The sequence below is a fragment of the Kitasatospora sp. NPDC015121 genome (assembly GCF_055562955.1).
Map to the genome: position 1 here is coordinate 277,415 of NZ_JBVHEH010000002.1, position 15,908 is coordinate 293,322.

At 75.5% G+C, this 15,908-nt stretch carries 14 protein-coding genes; 5 read left to right on the plus strand and 9 right to left on the minus strand.

What is annotated here, in order from left to right:
- Position 1: 1 nt before the first annotated feature.
- Both ACZ3J7_RS03190 and ureA read right to left on the minus strand, forming a co-directional pair.
- Positions 2-1,723, minus strand: coding sequence for an urease subunit alpha (locus tag ACZ3J7_RS03190; RefSeq protein WP_465616258.1), 1,722 nt, complete (start codon positions 1,721-1,723; stop codon positions 2-4).
- Positions 1,724-1,754: 31 nt separating this feature from the next.
- Entirely contained in the window at positions 1,755-2,477 is a 723-nt protein-coding gene (gene ureA, locus ACZ3J7_RS03195) for an urease subunit gamma (protein WP_465616259.1), read from the minus strand.
- Positions 2,478-2,873: 396 nt separating this feature from the next.
- On the opposite strand from ureA, the gene ACZ3J7_RS03200 reads away from it, so the two are divergent.
- Both ACZ3J7_RS03200 and ACZ3J7_RS03205 read left to right on the plus strand, forming a co-directional pair.
- Positions 2,874-3,281, plus strand: coding sequence for an ATP-binding protein (locus ACZ3J7_RS03200; protein ID WP_465616261.1), 408 nt, complete (start codon positions 2,874-2,876; stop codon positions 3,279-3,281).
- 226 nt (positions 3,282-3,507) lie between these two features.
- Positions 3,508-5,805 (plus strand): SpoIIE family protein phosphatase, encoded by a 2,298-nt coding sequence (locus ACZ3J7_RS03205; protein WP_465616263.1) that lies wholly within the window; start codon positions 3,508-3,510, stop codon positions 5,803-5,805.
- A gap of 52 nt (positions 5,806-5,857) precedes the next feature.
- Here ACZ3J7_RS03205 and ACZ3J7_RS03210 read toward each other — a convergent pair whose 3' ends face one another.
- From ACZ3J7_RS03210 to ACZ3J7_RS03235, 6 genes are all read right to left on the minus strand, one after another.
- Complete coding sequence (locus ACZ3J7_RS03210) at positions 5,858-6,868, minus strand: DUF2637 domain-containing protein (protein WP_465616265.1); 1,011 nt, start codon at positions 6,866-6,868, stop codon at positions 5,858-5,860.
- A 135-nt stretch (positions 6,869-7,003) separates the two neighbouring features.
- A complete protein-coding gene (locus ACZ3J7_RS03215; protein ID WP_465616267.1) occupies positions 7,004-7,909 on the minus strand; it encodes a (2Fe-2S)-binding protein in 906 nt (301 codons plus the stop codon).
- A gap of 94 nt (positions 7,910-8,003) precedes the next feature.
- Positions 8,004-8,783 (minus strand): hypothetical protein, encoded by a 780-nt coding sequence (locus tag ACZ3J7_RS03220; protein WP_465616574.1) that lies wholly within the window; start codon positions 8,781-8,783, stop codon positions 8,004-8,006.
- A gap of 207 nt (positions 8,784-8,990) precedes the next feature.
- Positions 8,991-9,968 (minus strand): hypothetical protein, encoded by a 978-nt coding sequence (locus ACZ3J7_RS03225; RefSeq protein WP_465616269.1) that lies wholly within the window; start codon positions 9,966-9,968, stop codon positions 8,991-8,993.
- 285 nt (positions 9,969-10,253) lie between these two features.
- Entirely contained in the window at positions 10,254-10,478 is a 225-nt protein-coding gene (locus ACZ3J7_RS03230; RefSeq protein WP_465616271.1) for a hypothetical protein, read from the minus strand.
- A gap of 301 nt (positions 10,479-10,779) precedes the next feature.
- Positions 10,780-11,535, minus strand: coding sequence for a nucleotidyltransferase family protein (locus ACZ3J7_RS03235; protein ID WP_465616272.1), 756 nt, complete (start codon positions 11,533-11,535; stop codon positions 10,780-10,782).
- Between the two features lie 131 nt (positions 11,536-11,666).
- On the opposite strand from ACZ3J7_RS03235, the gene moaA reads away from it, so the two are divergent.
- Positions 11,667-12,686 (plus strand): GTP 3',8-cyclase MoaA, encoded by a 1,020-nt coding sequence (gene moaA / locus ACZ3J7_RS03240; protein ID WP_465616273.1) that lies wholly within the window; start codon positions 11,667-11,669, stop codon positions 12,684-12,686.
- A gap of 252 nt (positions 12,687-12,938) precedes the next feature.
- Here moaA and ACZ3J7_RS03245 read toward each other — a convergent pair whose 3' ends face one another.
- The gene (locus tag ACZ3J7_RS03245) at positions 12,939-13,841 is read right to left on the minus strand and encodes a LysR family transcriptional regulator (RefSeq protein WP_465616275.1); all 903 of its coding nucleotides are present in this window, start codon (positions 13,839-13,841) and stop codon (positions 12,939-12,941) included.
- 125 nt (positions 13,842-13,966) lie between these two features.
- On the opposite strand from ACZ3J7_RS03245, the gene ACZ3J7_RS03250 reads away from it, so the two are divergent.
- On the plus strand, positions 13,967-14,860 hold the full coding sequence (locus ACZ3J7_RS03250) for an NmrA family NAD(P)-binding protein (RefSeq protein WP_465616277.1): 894 nt from the start codon (positions 13,967-13,969) through the stop codon (positions 14,858-14,860).
- 268 nt (positions 14,861-15,128) lie between these two features.
- Positions 15,129-15,878 carry an HNH endonuclease family protein gene (locus tag ACZ3J7_RS03255; protein ID WP_465616279.1) on the plus strand — a complete coding sequence of 250 codons (750 nt, stop codon included), beginning with the start codon at positions 15,129-15,131 and terminating at the stop codon, positions 15,876-15,878.
- Positions 15,879-15,908 lie beyond the last annotated feature (30 nt).

A 15,908-nucleotide genomic window follows, 5' to 3' on the forward strand; every position in this document is an offset into this window, starting at 1 on the left:
TTCAGAGGAAGTAGAGGCGGCTGAGCGAGACCGAGTCGGCGGGGGCCGAGCGCAGCGGCTCGCCGTCCAGCGAGACCAGTCCGGTCGCGGAGACGTCGACCCGCCCGACCCGGCCGTTGCGCAGCATCGACCGCGGGCCGATGCCGCGCGTCCCGCGCACCCCCACCCGGCGCCTGCGGGTGGGCAGTTGGTCGCCGGCGACGTCCAAGTACGCGGAGTCGGCGGCCGCCTGGGCGACGAACGCCACCGAGAGGTCCGCGGCGGTGGCCCCGTGCGCGCCGAACTGCGGTCCCAGCACCAGGGGTTCGCACCGGTCGGTGGAGGCGTTCGGGTCGCCGACCACGCCGTAGGCCGGGAAGCCGGCCTTCAGGACCAGCTGCGGCTTGGCGCCGAAGTGGTCCGGGCGCCACAGCACCAGGTCGGCCAGCTTGCCGGGCTCGATCGACCCGACCTCGTGGGCGAGGCCGTGCGCGATGGCCGGGTTGATGGTCAGCTTGGCGATGTAGCGCAGCACCCGCTCGTTGTCGTCGCCGCCCTCGGCCGTCCCGTACGAGCCGGTGCCGTCCAGCGGGCCGAGCTCGGCCTTCATCTTGCCCGCCATCGCGAAGGTGCGGCGCACCGTCTCGCCGGCCCGGCCCATGCCCTGGGCGTCGGAGGAGGTGATGCCGATGACGCCCAGGTCGTGCAGCACGTCCTCGGCGCCCATCGTCCCGGCCCGGATCCGGTCGCGGGCCATCGCCGCGTCGCCCGGCAGGTCGGGCTTGAGGTCGTGGGCGGAGACGATCATGTCGTAGTGCTCGCCCAGCGCGTCCCGGCCGAACGGGAGGGTCGGGTTGGTGGAGGAGCCGATGACGTTCTCCACGCCCGCCATCTTCAGCACGTTCGGCACGTGGCCGCCGCCGCAGCCCTCGATGTGGAAGGCGTGGATGGTCCGCCCCTCCAGCACCGCGAGGGTGTCCTCCACCGACAGGCACTCGTTCAGCCCGTCGGTGTGCAGCGCCACCTGGACGTCGTACTGCTCGGCGACCCGCAGCGCGGTGTCCAGCGCCCGGGTGTGCGCGCCCATGTCCTCGTGCACCTTGAAGCCGGACGCGCCGCCCTCGGCCAGCGCCTCCACCAGCGGGGCCGGGTCGGAGGACGAACCGCGGCCCAGGAAGCCGATGTTGACCGGCCAGGCGTCGAAGGCGTTGAACGCGTGCCGCAGCGCCCAGGGCGAGTTGACGCCCACGCCCCAGACCGGGCCGAACTCCTGGCCGATGATCGTGGTCACCCCGGAGGCCAGCGAGGCCTCCATGATGCGCGGTGAGAGCAGGTGCACGTGGGTGTCGATCGCGCCGGCGGTGGCGATCAGGCCCTCGCCCGAGACGATGGTGGTGCCGGTGCCGACCACCACCTCCACCCCGTCCAGGGTGTCCGGGTTGCCGGCCCGGCCGATCGCCGCGATCCGGCCCGCCCGGATGCCGATCGAGGTCTTCCGGATGCCCAGCACCGCGTCGATCACCAGCACGTTGGAGACCACCACGTCGCAGGTCTCCCGGACGGCGGCCGGCTTCAGGTGCAGCCCGTCCCGGGCGGTCTTGCCGAACCCGGCCAGGAACTCGTCGCCCGGGGCCTGCGAGTCCGACTCGACCCGGACGATCAGCCCCGAGTCGCCGAGCCGGACCCGGTCGCCCGCGCGCGGGCCGTGCACCGAGATGTAGTCGTGCGGGGTGATGGCGCTCATGCGGGGTCCTTCCGGGGGGTCGAGGGGGCGGTCACCGCGCGGGCTCCGCGTCGTCGAGCGGGCCGCCGAACTCCGTCAGGTAGCCCGTCGCCCGGGCCTTCGCCAGCGCCGCCTCCTTCGCGCCCGGCGCGTCCAGCGGGCCGTCCACCAGCCCCGCGAAGCCGATCGCCACCCGGGCGCCGCCGATCGGCACCAGGCCGACCTCGACCGTCGCGCCCGGGTCGAAGCGCACCGAGGAACCGGCCGGCACCGCGAGGTGGGTGCCGTACGCGGCGGCCCGGTCGAAGGCCAGCCGCGGGTTCGCCTCGAAGAAGTGGAAGTGCGAGGTCACCGAGATCGGCACCGAGGCGGTGTTGCGCACCGGCAGCAGCACCGTCTCCTCCACCGGGTCGTACCCCGCGCCCGGGCCCGGCAGCGCCGCGCCCGGCGCGTCCTCGCCCAGCGAGCCCGCGCCGCGGAACGGGTCGGTGACCACGGCGAGCCGCGTGCCGTCCTCGAACACCGCCTCGACCTGCACCACGGTCACCACGTCCGCGACGCCCGGCAGCACGTCCGCCGCGCCCAGCACGGTGCGGCCGGCCTCGATCGCCTCGGCCAGCCGGCGGCCGTCGCGGGCCGCCTCGCAGACCGTGTCGGCGATCAGCGCGGTCGCCTCGGGCACGTTCAACCGCACGCCCCGCGCCCGGCGGGCGCGGGCCAGTTCGGCCGCGGTGAAGATCAGCAGCCGGTCCCGTTCGGTGGGGGTCAGTCGCACGGTGCCTCGCTTTGCGGGGGTCGCGGAGGGATGGTCGGTACAGATGTTAGAACGCCGTTCAAACTTAGCACCGCCGACACTCTGGACGCAGCGGGCGGGGGACGGCGGGCTGGCGGCGGGACGGCGGCGGGCGGGCTGCGGGCGGGCGGGGCGCCGACCGCCCCGGCCGCTCGACGGGCCCCCGGAGGGTTTTGCGGGTGCTGAGTGGGCAAGAGGAGAGCGAGAAGCGGCAGCCGCCCCGGCGGGGGACGAGGGGAGGCCGCCTTGGGACTACCGCGGGGGCAGTAGAGGTTGATGGACGGTCAGGCGAGGTTTCCGCGACAGCGGTCGGCCACGTGGCGGGAGGACGCCGAGTACCGGGGACCGGCGCACCGGGCGTCGGGAGGGCACCAGTCGGTGGAGCACCAACCCGGCTGCGCGCTGCACCGCCGGGTGCACGCCTCGCTGGACGCGGCGGACCTGCCCGCGGTCGGTGCGGTCCGCAGGCGGCTCCGGGCGGCGCTGGACCACTGGGGCGTCCCCGCCGAGCTCGCCGACACCGCCGAGCTGCTCGCGTCCGAGCTGGTCACCAACGCGCTGGTGCACACCGGCCGGGGCGCCGTGTTCGACGCCGTGCTGACCGAGCAGTCCCGGCTGCGGGTCGAGGTGCAGGACGGCGCCGCGCAGGCGCCCAACCGCCGGACGGCCCCGGAGACCGCCACCTCGGGGCGCGGGCTGTTCCTGGTCGAGGCGCTCGCCGACGACTGGGGCGTCCAGCTCCGGGCGGACGGGAAGACCACCTGGTTCGAGCTGGCCGCCGCCTGAACCGGTAATTCCGGGCCCGCACGGGTGGGGCCCACGGGGTGAATATGCCGGACGTGATCGTGTGCGATCCGTACCGTTCGGCCCCCCGGCATTGCCGCCTTGCCGAACATACGAGAGGGTAGTGAGAATGTGTGCCAGTAGGCACACGCAACCATCGCGGTCCGGCCGGCCCAGCAGGGGACACGGGAACACAGCGGCCGCCAGGCAAGGCACCGGCAGGAGAAGCATGGCCACAGAGCCCGAGGCGCCTGGGCCCGCCCGCCGTACCCCGCCCGCCCAGACCACCAGGAACGAGACCGCCGCGAACCCGTTGCGCACCGCCGTCGGCACCTCCGTCACCGGCCCCGGCGGCACGAGCGGCGCCACGACCGGCAGCACCGGCGGCCGGGCCGTGCCCGCACCGGCCGGCCGCGGCCTCTCCGCCCGCAGCGGCGACTCCAGCCCCGAGTGGCTGGAACCCGCGATGGCCGCCAACGGCATCGGCTCCTTCGACTGGGACATCCGCCGCGACATCCTGGTCGGCGACCAGCGCGCCTGCGCGATCCTCGGCCTCACCGGCCAGCCCTTCGACCGCACCTCCGCCTCCTTCCTCGCCCTGCTGCACCCCCAGGACGCCCCCGTGGTGCGCCGCCGGGTCGAGCGCGCCGTCGCCGAGCTCGGCCAGTGCGGCGCCTACTACCGCACCGTCTTCCCCGACGGCGAGCTGCACGCCGTGCGCTTCCGCGGCCGGGTGCTCGCCGACGCGTTCGGCCGCCCGTCCCGGATGGTCGGCTTCGTCTGGGACGCCACCGTCGAACTGCACAAGCGCGAGCGCGCCGACGAACAGGCCCAGCTGCGCGAGGAGCGCTCCCGGTTCATCAAGGAGGCCGCCCGCGCGCTCTCCGAGGCCGTCACCGTCCGGGACGTCGCCCGGGTCTTCACCGAACTCCCGCTGCCCGGCCTCGGCCCCGACGGCCTCGCGCTGGCCTCGCTGGAGGCCGGCCGGATCGCGCTGCTCGGCTCCAGCGGCTACCGCAGCGCGCTCAGCGACCAGTTCGACCGGATCCCGCTCGCCCCCACCCACCCCGCCGCCGAGGCGATCCGGCAGCGCGCCCCGGTCTTCGTCTCCAGCCGCGAGGAGTACCGCGAGCGCTACCCCGAGGCCTGGCCCTGGGCCGAGGACAGCGGCCGCTCCTCCTGGGCGTTCCTCCCGCTGGTCGCCAGCGGCCGCCCCAGCGGCATCTGCGTGGTCTCCTTCGACGACGCCCGCGAGCTCGACGCCGACGAACGCACCCTGCTGTCCACCCTCGGCGGCCTGGTCGCGCAGTCCCTCGCCCGGGCCCGCCTGCACGACGCCGAACACGAACTCGCCGCCGGCCTGCAGCGCGTCATGCTGCCCCGCACCGTCCCCGCCGTCCCCGGCGTCAGCACCGCCGTCCGCTACCTCGCCGCCGGCTCCGGCCTGCAGATCGGCGGCGACTGGTACGACGTCGTCCCGCTGCCCGGCGGACACGTCGGCCTGGTCATCGGCGACGTCCAGGGCCACGACGTGCACGCCGCCGGCATCATGGGCCAGCTCCGGATCGCGCTGCGCGCCTACGCCGCCGAGGGCCACCCGCCCGCCGCCGTGATGGCCCGCGCCTCCCGCTTCCTCGCCGACCTCGACACCGACCACTTCGCCACCTGCACCTACGCCGAGGTCAACGTCGACTACGGCGTGGTCTACGCCGTCCGGGCCGGCCACCTCGACCCCGTCGTGCGCCGCGCCGACGGCAGCGCGCACCCCGTCCCGGTCTCCGGCGGCCTGCCGCTGGGCGTCGACCCCGACGAGGAGTACCGGGTCACCCGGTTCAGCCTCGACCCCGGCGAGACCGTCGTCCTGTGCACCGACGGCCTGGTCGAAGCCCGCGGGATGGACCTCGACACCGGCTTCGCCCGGCTCTGCGCCACCGTCTCCGGCCACCTCCCCGGCATCGACGAGTCCCCCCGCGAACCGCTGGAGGAACTCGCCGACCGGATCACCACCCAGGCCGCCGACAGCAGCGAGCGCGAGGACGACATCGCCCTGCTGCTGCTCCGCTGGGACGGCCCGGCCGGCGGCCGCGCCGCGCAGCAGCTCCGGCGCCGGATCGGCCAGGCCGACCTCGCCCGGATCGCCGAACTCCGCGGCGAACTCCGGGACGCGCTGCGCCGCTGGGGCGTGCCCGAACTCATCGACACCGCCGAGCTGCTCTCCTCCGAACTCGTCACCAACGCGATCCGGCACACCGACCGCGACGCGATGTTCACCGCCCGCCTCTACCAGGAGAACGGCCGGGCCCCGGAGAACGGCCGGCACCCCGAGAACGGCCGGGCCCCGGAGAGCGGCCGGGCCCGCCTCCGGGTCGAGGTCGAGGACGAGTCCGACCTCTGGCCCACCCGCCGCACCCCCGGCGAACAGGCGTCCTCCGGGCGCGGCCTGATGCTCGTCGAGGCGCTCGCCGACGCGTGGGGCGTCGAGCCGCGGGGCACCGGCAAGCGGATGTGGTTCGAGCTCAGCGGCTGAACCGCTCGCCCGGGGCCCGTTCCGGGGCGACCCGGGCCGGGCCCCGGAGGGCTCAACCGAACTGCTGCTCCAGGTCCTTGAGCTTCTGCTCCAGGGAGTCGAGCCGCGGCAGGGTCATGGTGTCCTCGTCGGGGGTGAGGTCGACGCTGCGGTGGGCGGCGGGGGTGGCGGGGAGTCCGGTGGGGGCGGCTATGGCGGGCTCCGTCGGGGCGGCCGGCACGGCGGCCGGGGTGGGCGCCGGTTCCAGCTGGCGGGCGGCGCGGTGGCGCCAGCCGGCACCGGGCTGGCGGCCGATGGCGCGGATCTCGGCCCGCTCGCGGCGGGACGCCAGCCGGCGGCGCTCGCGGTCCTCGGCGGCGGTCCGCTTGTCGTCGCGGACCTCCTCGACCGCCTCGTCCAGGGTGCGGACGCCCTCCAGCAGCATCAGCGACCACGCGGCGTACGTCTCGCGCGGCGCGCGCAGCCAGCGCACCACCCGGATCTGCGGCAGCGGGCGGGGCACCAGGCCCTGCTCGCGGAGCGCGGCGACCCGGGTCTGCTTCAGTGCGCGGTCGAACAGCACGGCCGCGGACAGCGACATTCCGGCGAAGAACTGCGGCGCGCCGTCGTGGCCGAGGCCGCGCGGGGCGTGCACCCAGTTGAACCAGGCGGACGCGGCGGCGAACAGCCAGACCAGCAGGCGCGAGCCGAGGGCCGCGTCGCCGTGGCTGGCCTCGCGGACGGCGAGGACGGAGCAGAACATCGCCGCGCCGTCGAGCCCGAACGGGACGAGGTACTCCCAGCCGCCGGAGAGGCCCAGGTTCTGCACGCCGAAGCCGACCAGCCCGTGGAAGGAGAGCGCGGCGGCGACCGCTGCGCAGCAGAAGAGCAGCAGGTAGGAGGCGCCCCCGTAGAGGGACTCGGTGCGGCGGCGGCGCTCCTCGGCGCGCTCCCAGGAGTCCGTGCCGCCACCGGTACCGGCCGCTCCGCTCCGGCTGCGGGCGAAGACCAGCAGCACGACGACGGCCACCAGGACGGCCGTGCCGGCGACGGCCCAGCCCAGCGGTATGTCCGACAGTCTCATGATCTGGCCCAGCCTCGCTTTCCGCTGTCGTGATGGCGGGACCATCATGGCGGAGAAATTCGGCGATCAAGGCGGGATCGGGGCCATTACCCCATTAGGGGGGAATTTCGGGCGGCGCGAAGAATATCGTCAGATCTATTTGGCGCGCGGGCAGCTGACGCAGAGTTCGGTCGGTCGGACGGTGTAGTAGAGGCAGCAGCTGACCCGGGTCCGGGTCCGGGGGGTGCTCGGCCCGCTTGGCCCGTTCGGCCCGGCCGGCCCGTTCGGCTCGCCCGGCTCGCGGAAGCCCGGGGTGCCGACGAACGGGGCCGCGGCGGCGTCGCCGGTCAGCAGGGCGGTCAGCTCGGCCACCGCCCGGGGCTCCTCGCCGAGCAGGCCCGCCGCGTACCAGAGGCCGTCCACCACGTCGTCCGTGACCAGCGCCCACAGCGTGCGCGGGCCTCGGCGCACCGCGGGGCGGAAGGCGTCCAGCAGGGGCGTGAAGTGCCCGGCGAGCGCGGTGCGCAGGGCGGCGTCGAGCGCCGGGCGGTCGGGGACGACCAGGGCGTCGGGGCGGCCGGCGGCCGGGTCGTCCGGCAGGCAGTGGAAGCCGGCCGGGCGGGCGGTGAGCTCGCCGGTGGTGCGGTTGATCGAGACCCGGTGGCCGGGCAGCAGCGGGACGCGGCGCTCCAGCAGCCAGGGCAGCGTGAAGGCGAGCGCGACCGGCCAGGCGTAGCGGTGCAGGCTGAACCCGGCGGTGACGTCCGGCCGGGACGGGACGCCGTACAGGTCGAGGCCGAGCCGCTCGTCGAAGGCGATCATCGCCGCCAGCGCGGCCGGGTCGTCGGCCAGCGCGGCGGCGGTGGTCCAGCCGGGGCCGGTGCGCGGGGCGGCGTGGTGGATCCGCAGGTCCGGGAAGACCCGGCCGAGGCGCAGCCAACTGCCCCGGCAGGGCAGGGCGTCGGATCGCGGGTCGGGTCGGGGGCCGGACCGGGCGCCGGACGGCGCGTCGGGGCGGGCGCCGGTGGGGGCGGGGGACTGTTCGACCTGGTACGCGGTCACCCGGGCTCCCTGGTGGTGCTCCCGGGGGCGGGCCCGGGTACGGCGAGGTGGACCCGCCCGGACTGCTGCTCACCCCGGGCAGGTAAGGCTCACCTTAGCTGATGCCGTGCCGCAGGTCGTGCCGCGCACCGCCGTCCGGGGGACCGGGCTGCGCCGGGACCTGCGCCAGCTGCCGCGCCAGCCACACCGGCACCCCGCCGAGCGCCTGCACCAGCCGGGACGCCTCCGCGCGCAGCCGCTCCGCCTCGGCCGGCTCCGACACCTCCGCCAGCGAGGCCAGCGCGGGCGCCACCCCGACCGTGAAACCCAGCTCCTCGCGCAGGCGCAGCGAGGCCGTGAACCCCTCCCGGGCCCGCTCCCGGTCGCCCGCCGCCCGGGCCAGGCCCGCCAGGTGCCGCCAGGTCGAGGAGCGCAGCAGCTCGTCCCCCCGCTCGCGGGCCCCCTCGTGCGCCCGGGCGTACGCGCTGTACGCCGCCGCCGGGTCGTGCAGCAGGTTCTCCGCGACCAGCCCGCGCCGGAAGTCCAGCAGCGGACGGCCCGGCGCCTGCGGCGCCAGCAGCGCGGACGTCCGTCCCAGCGCCGCCTGCGCCTCGTCCAGCCGGTCGCGCCGGCCCAGCACGCTCGCCACGTACGCCAGGAACCCCCGGGCGCAGGACGCCGCCGCGCGCGCCTCGATGCCCGCGACCGAGGCCTCCGCCTGGCGCAGCGCGTCCTCCGCGCGCTCCCAGTGGTCGGCGGTGAACAGGCACTGCTCGATCAGCAGCTCGGCCCGTTGGAGCGCCGCGGCCGGGTCCCGACCGGCCTGCGGGCGGAGCAGGTCGGCCGCCTCCTGCCAGCAGGCGCGCGAACGCAACCGCCAGACGACGTCCGCCATGCCCCCCGGGGCAGTCCCGTGCACCGACAACGCCACCTCCTTGTGCGCGCCATGCAACGACCCGCCGGCCCAAGGGCCCGCGTCGTGGCGGCAATTCAACACGCGCGGGAGCTTGTGCACCAGATCACGAGCGCGAGGAAATCCGGAACGGCTCGATCCGGACGGTGGGTCGGAGGGGCGGCCCCGGGGTGCCGGGCCCACGGGGCGTCAGGACGTCCAGCCGGTCTCCATCAGCGCCTCGGCGGCCCCGTTCGACGGCTGCGGGATGCCCGCCGCGTCCAGCGTGAACAGGGCGACCAGCAGTTGCTCGCCGCGCACCACGGTCTGCCGGGAGTAGCCCGAGACGGTGAACATCGCGGCCGCGACGTCCTCACTGTGCAGGGTTTCCAGCCACAGGCACTCCACCGCCTTCACGTCGGCGGGCTCCGTCCAGGTGTCCACTCGGGCGATCATCCGGCCGCCGATCAGGGTGGTCGAGTCGCGCTCCTGGCCCGGCACCAGCTCCAGGTCGTAGAAACCCAGCCACTGCAGGTAGCGGGCCGCCGTCAGCACCGCGTCCTGCGGCGTGCGCACCGGCTGCGGACGGAACGGCGGCCGCAGCGCGCGGGCCGCGCCCGAGCCCGCCGCCAGCGGGTCGGTCGCCGACGGACCGACCGCCGACGGGTCGTCCGGCACGCCCGCCGCGCCTGCCGCGCCCGTGCCCGGGCCCGCCGCCGGGGCGGGGACGGGGGCGGACGGGGGCACGGCGGTGGTGTACGGGCGGGCGGTCTGCGCCGGGCGCGCGGCGGAGCGCGGGCCGGAGCGCGGACCGACGTGCGGGCCGACCTGCGGACCGGCGTTCTGCAGGCGGGGCGCCCGGTCCACCGGCATGCGGACGATCACCCCGCAGTCGCAGGTGAACTCCGGCTGCGGCCACTGGTCGCTGCGCCCGCAGTGCGGACAGCGCATGCTCAGCCAGGAGTCCTCCCAGGAGCGGAACCGCACCTGCACCGGCACCCCGCCGCGCAGCAGCGGCACCCGCAACTGCGCCCCGCACGGGCACGGCAGGCTCGGCGGCTCGTACCGGTGCTCGGCCCGGCAGGCCGGGCAGCGCAGGTGGCTCGCCCCCGAAGGCGAACCGGGGGAGAAGCCGACCGGTCCCCCGGCGGTGGTCTCGGCGTCTGCGGCGTCCTCGGGCAGCGGCATGGCGGGTCACCGTCCGTTCGGGTCGGCTGGGAGGGGGTAGGCCTCCATCCTGGCCGATCGCCGTCCCGGCCGGTGCGGAATGAGAGATTCCTCCAGCGGAGTTGAGGTGGGGGAAAGGTGCACGACCGGTCGCACGCCGGGGGGCGTGCGCGCCCGCCGTGATCCCTGGGCCGCGATCCGGACCGCCGGAACTGGCGGCGCGTCAACTGATGCTATTCGTAGGGACGGTGGTGCCGTTCCGGCCACGTGGGCCCTGGCGGCGGACGGGCGCGCGCGGAGGTGGGGTCAGGCCATGCAGGCGTACCACTGGTTGTCGGCGGACGCCTTGCCGACGAGCTGGTGGTCGACGTAGGAGGCCGCAGTGCACTGCTGCTCCTCGGAGAGCTCCATGGGCACGCCCGGCGAGGCGTCGGCGGGGGAGGCGCTCGCCTGGGCGCCGTTGGCGAGCACGAGCAGCGGAACCAGCACGGCCGCGGCTGCCGCGGTGGTGGCGAGTCGGCGGATCTTCATGGGGACGGAGTCCCTCCATCGAGTACGTCCGGGTGCTCCGGCGCGACCCCGCGCGCATGCTGCGCGGGCAGTGCGCGGGCAGTGCGCGGGCAGTGCACGAGCGGTGCGCGGGCGCTGCGTGGGACGCGAAGTCCCGGGCCCGGTCGGAGCGTTCGGCTCCGCACACGGCATCCTGGCAGCGGCGGCGGGCGCGGGGATATGCCACGAAACTGCGATGCCCGGGGCCCGACCGTGAAGGCGCATTCTCCTGCCATCGGGTGGCAGTCCCCTGCCGTGGCGAGCGGGCCGCCCGGTCCGCCACTCACCGAGCCGGGCGCCGGCCTCCGCCGAGGTCCGTCCCCTGCGGGTCGGCCGCGGCGGGCGGCCGGACCGGGTCCTGGTCGATGCCCCAGCGGGCCAGGTCGGACGGGGTGTCGAGGTCGTCCGGTACGGCGACGCCGGTGCAGTCGGCCAGGGTGACCGGGCGGGACGCCAGCAGAGCGCGGGCGCCCGCGTCGCCGGTGGCGGTGGACAGGAGGAACGGGAAGTGCGCGGCGCCGATCAGTACCGGGTGGGCCCGGCGTCCGGCGTAGGCGCAGGAGGCGAGATCGGTGCGCCCGGTGTGCGTCGCGAGCAGGCGGCGCACCGCCTCCGCCGTGACGCCCGGGGTGTCCACCAGCAGGACCAGGACCGCCGTCGCGTCCGGCGGCAGCGCGGCCAGACCCGTCCGCAGCGAGGAGGCCATGCCGGAGCGCCAGTCGGGATTGTCGACGAGTCGATACCGTCCGGCCCCTGCTGCGCTCTCCGGCTCGGCCGCCGTCCCGGTCTCCATGGCGGTTCCTGCCCCGGACCCCGCCGTCGCCCCCAGCGCGGCCCGCACCTCGGCGGCGGCCGCGCCCAGCACCGCCACCACCCCGTCGCAGCCGCCCGCCCGGGCCGTCGCCAGCGCGTGCTCCAGTAGCGGACGCCCCCGGTAGCAGAGGAGCGCCTTCGGCCGCCCGCCCAGCCGCGAGCCGCCGCCCGCCGCCAGCACCAGGGCCGGCACCCGCAGTTCCGTCCCGCTCGCCGCGTACGCCATGCCCGCCAGTCTGCCCCCGCGCCCCGCCCGGCCGCCTTGGACGATCCGACAGCCCCGGTCCGCCACCGGACCGCCGCTCCCGGCCGTTCCGTCCCTGGACCGGGCCCCGGCCGCCCCCGTTCACTGGCCCCATGGCACCGCGCACCACTGACGTCCCCGCCGCCGCCCCCGCACCGCTGGTCGACCGGTACGGCCGGGTCCACACCGACCTGCGGATCTCGCTCACCGACCGGTGCAACCTGCGCTGCACCTACTGCATGCCCGCCGAAGGACTCGACTGGCTGCCGCGCGACCAGACCCTCGACGACGACGAACTGCTCCGCCTGGCCCGGATCGCCGTCCACCGCCTCGGCATCCGCACCCTGCGGCTGACCGGCGGCGAACCGCTGCTGCGCCGGGGCCTGCCCGCCCTGCTGGCCCGGTTCGCCGAACTCGGCGCGGAGCTCTCGCTCACCACCAACGGCATCGGACTCGCCCGGCGCGCCGCCGAGTTGAAGCACGCCGGGCTGCACCGGGTGAACGTCAGCCTGGACACCCTGCGCCCCGAACGGTACGCGGCGCTGACCCGCCGGGACCGGCTGGCCGACGTGCTGGCCGGGCTGGCGGCGGCGAAGGCCGCCGGACTGGAACCGGTCAAGGTCAACGCGGTGCCGGTGCGCGGCGTCAACGAGGACGAGCTGGTGGACCTGGTCGAGTTCGCCGTCGCCGGCGGCTACCGGATGCGCTTCATCGAGTCGATGCCGCTGGACGCCCAGGGCGCCTGGGACCGCACCGCGATGGTGACCGCCGCCGAGGTCCTGGACGTCCTCGGCACCCGCTGGCGCCTCGTCCCGGTCGGACGGCACGGCAACGCGCCCGCCGAGGAGTGGCGACTGGCCGGCACCGACCACGTGGTCGGCGTGATCGCCTCCGTCACCCGGCCGTTCTGCGGCGGCTGCGACCGCGTCCGGCTGACCGCCGACGGCCAGCTGCGCAACTGCCTGTTCGCCACCGAGGAGTCCGACCTGCGCGCCCTGCTGCGGTCCGGCGCCGACGACGCCCGGATCGAGCGCGCCTGGCGGGACTGCGTCGCCCGCAAGGGCCCCGGGCACCGGATCGGCGACGCCGACTTCGTCCGACCGGACCGGCCGATGTCCGCGATCGGCGGCTGAGGGCGGGGTGGTGGTGACGTGACATCCGTGACGAGGCATCGGTGTCGCGTCATCTGTCTCGGTGACGGGGCATTGATGTCACGTCATCCGTGACGAGGCATCGATGCTGTGTCATCCATGACGCAACATCGGTGTCGGCACATCGATGTCGGGACATCCGTGACACAACATCCGTGTCGCATCACCGATGCCGCGACATCGGCACGGTGGTTCCGCCCCCGCAGCCGGTGCCCGCGTCGATGGTGACGGGGCTCAGGCGGGCGTGCCGCGCAGGTGGGCCTCCGTTCGTGGCGGGTGGGCGGCTGCGGTCGCGCACGCGGCGCGCACGAAGGCGGCGACGGCTGGAGAGCGGGCGTCCTGGGGCCAGGCGACGGCCAGGGTGCAGTGCGGCAGGTCGCTGACCGGCCGGTAGGCGATGCCGGGGCGCGGGTTGCGTCGGGCGACCGAGGCGGGCGCGAAGAACACGATGCCGCCCGTCTCGACGAGGCTGAAGATCTCCGACAGGTTGGAGGCCGCTCTCCTCGCCCCGGGCGGGGACGGCGCGGTCCGACCGCCGTCGGCCGGCGCGCCGTCGGGGAGGACCCGGCCGGCCAGGTCGGCCAGGCACAGCCGGGTGCGGGCGGCCAGCGGGTCGGTCGCGGCCACGGTGACCAGGACCGGCTCGGTCAGCAGCGGTTCGCTGTCGAGTCCCCGGTCGTCGACGGGGTGGAGTACCAGTGCGACGTCGGCGAGGCCGTCGCGCAGTGCCTGGGGCTGGTCGCCGAACCCGCCGAGGACCAGCTCGGGCGGCGCGGCCGCGGGGTCGGCGCTGTAGGCGTCCAGGATCCGTGGCAGCAGGCCGCCGTCGATGTCGGCCTTGAGGGCGATCCGCAGGCAGGGCGAGGGGCTGCCGGCGTGCCGGGCCCGGCGGGCGGCGGCGGTGACCGCCTCCAGCGCGGTCCTGGCGTCGCGCAGCAGGACCTCCCCGGCTCCGGTGAGTCCCACCTGCCGGGTGGTCCGCACGAACAGCGTCACGCCGAGCTGCCGCTCCAGCTCCCGGATCGCTCGGGACAGCGGGGGCTGCGCCATGTCCAGCCGGTCGGCGGCCCGCCCGAAGTGGAGCTCCTCCGCCACCGCGACGAAGTAGCGGAGCTGCCGCACCTCCGGATCATTCATACCCCCAGGGTATCAATGGCGATCGAGACGGTCCTTCAGCTGCGCCGCCGCAGCGGCTTCACTCGGGAACGACCGCCCGGCGCGCCCTTCGGGCCGCCGCCGACCAGCCACGCACGGAGACACTCATGATCGTCATCACCACGCCGACCGGTGACATCGGCCGACAGGTCCTGAAGCGCGTCCTGGACCGCGTCCCGGACGGCGGCGAGCCGGTCCGGGTGATCGCCCGCGACCCGTCCCGGCTCCCGGAGCACGTGCGCGCGCGGGTGGAGGTGGTGGAGGGCTCGCACGCCGACGCGGACACGGTCGCGAAGGCGCTGGAGGGCGCCGACCGCCTGTTCTGGCTGGTGCCCCCGGCCGGGTTCCGTGACGCCGGCCCCGCCGTGGACCACTACCTGGACTTCACCCGGGCCGCCGCCCGGGAAGCCGCGCGCCGCGGGGTGCGGATGGTGCACGTCACCTCCCTGGGGCACGGGTACGACGGCGCGGCCGGGCTCCTGTCGGCCGCGCTCGCGATGGACGAGATGATCGAGGGCGCCGGCGTGCGGTACCGGGCGATGGCGCTGCCGTTCTTCATGGAGAACCTCCTCCACCAGGTCCGGCCGATCGCCGGGCAGGGCGTCTTCTCCCTGGCGAACGCCGCGGACCGGCCGTTGCCGACCATCGCCACCCGGGACGTGGCCCTCGCGGCGGCGGACCTCCTGCTGGACGCCGCCTGGGACGGCCGGGCCCGCGTTCCCCTGGCCGGGCCCGACGACCTGACGCCCGACGCCATGGCCGGGATCGTCTCCGAAACCCTGGGCCGCCCGGTGCGCTACCAGCAGGTGCCGCTCGCGGACTTCCGGGCCCGGATGGTGCGGCGCGGCGCGAGCCCTTCGCTGGCCCGGGACATGGCCGACATGGTCGGCGCGCAGAACGACGGCATCTACGACGCCGAGCCCCGCGACCCGGCGGCCGCCACCGCCACCGGGTTCCGCCAGTGGTGCCAGGACGTCCTGAGGCCGGCCGTCCGGTCCTGACCGGCGGGCGGTGGCGGCGGCGGGTGGTGGCGGCGGCGGGTGACGTGTCATCCGTGACGGTGCGTCGATGGCGCGACACCGGTCGGCGGTCCCGAGTGACCGGCCGGCGGCGGCTGTTGGCGGAGGCGGGCCGGATCGGGTGCGCGGCCGGGACGATATTTGCCCGGTTTGTGAGGTGTGTCATGCCGGACCCCGGTCGGCTTGACCCGGCGGGGCGGGGCTGGTCTCCTGGTGGGCCGTCAGAGTCACCCAGTCGCAGAGGAATGCCGTGCGATCCCGCCGTACCGCTGTCGTCGCCGTCCTGTTGCTCGGTCCGCTCGCGCTCGCGGGGTGCACCAGCGCGAAGAAGGGGAGCGGGGGCGGCAGCAGTCCGGGGGCGGCCTCGCAGGGGACGAACCCGCTGCAGAACCCGGACGGGAGCAAGCCCGGGCTGGCGCCGGTCAGCGCCGACGCGGACAAGAAGGCCGGCCGGGACCTGATCGCCCAGGTCAAGACCGCCGCCCCCGGTCCGAAGACCGGTTACGACCGCGACCAGTTCGGGCCGCCGTGGACCGACAACGTGGACGGGGTGTCGATGGGGCACAACAACTGCGGGACGCGGGACGACGTGCTGGCCCGGGACGGGCAGAACGTCGAGCACAAGGACGGCTCGACCTGCGTGGTCACCGGGATGACCATCTGGGACCCGTACACCGGCAAGACCGTGCAGTGGAACAAGCAGCAGGCGTCGAAGATCCAGATCGACCACGTGATGCCGCTCTCCTACGACTGGCAGCAGGGCGCCGCGCAGTGGGAGAAGGCGAAGCGGGTGCAGATCGCCAACGACCCGCTGAACCTGATCCCCGCCGACGGGTCGCAGAACGCCTCGAAGGGCGACTCCGGTCCGGCGACCTGGCTTCCGGCCAACACCTCGGTGCACTGCTCGTACGCGATCCGGTGGGCGCAGGTGTCGCTGAAGTACCAGCTGCCGGTGACGCCCGCCGACAAGAAGACGATGCTCTCGCTCTGCGGCGGATGAGGGAGGCGGGGGCCGCGGCGGCCCGAGGCC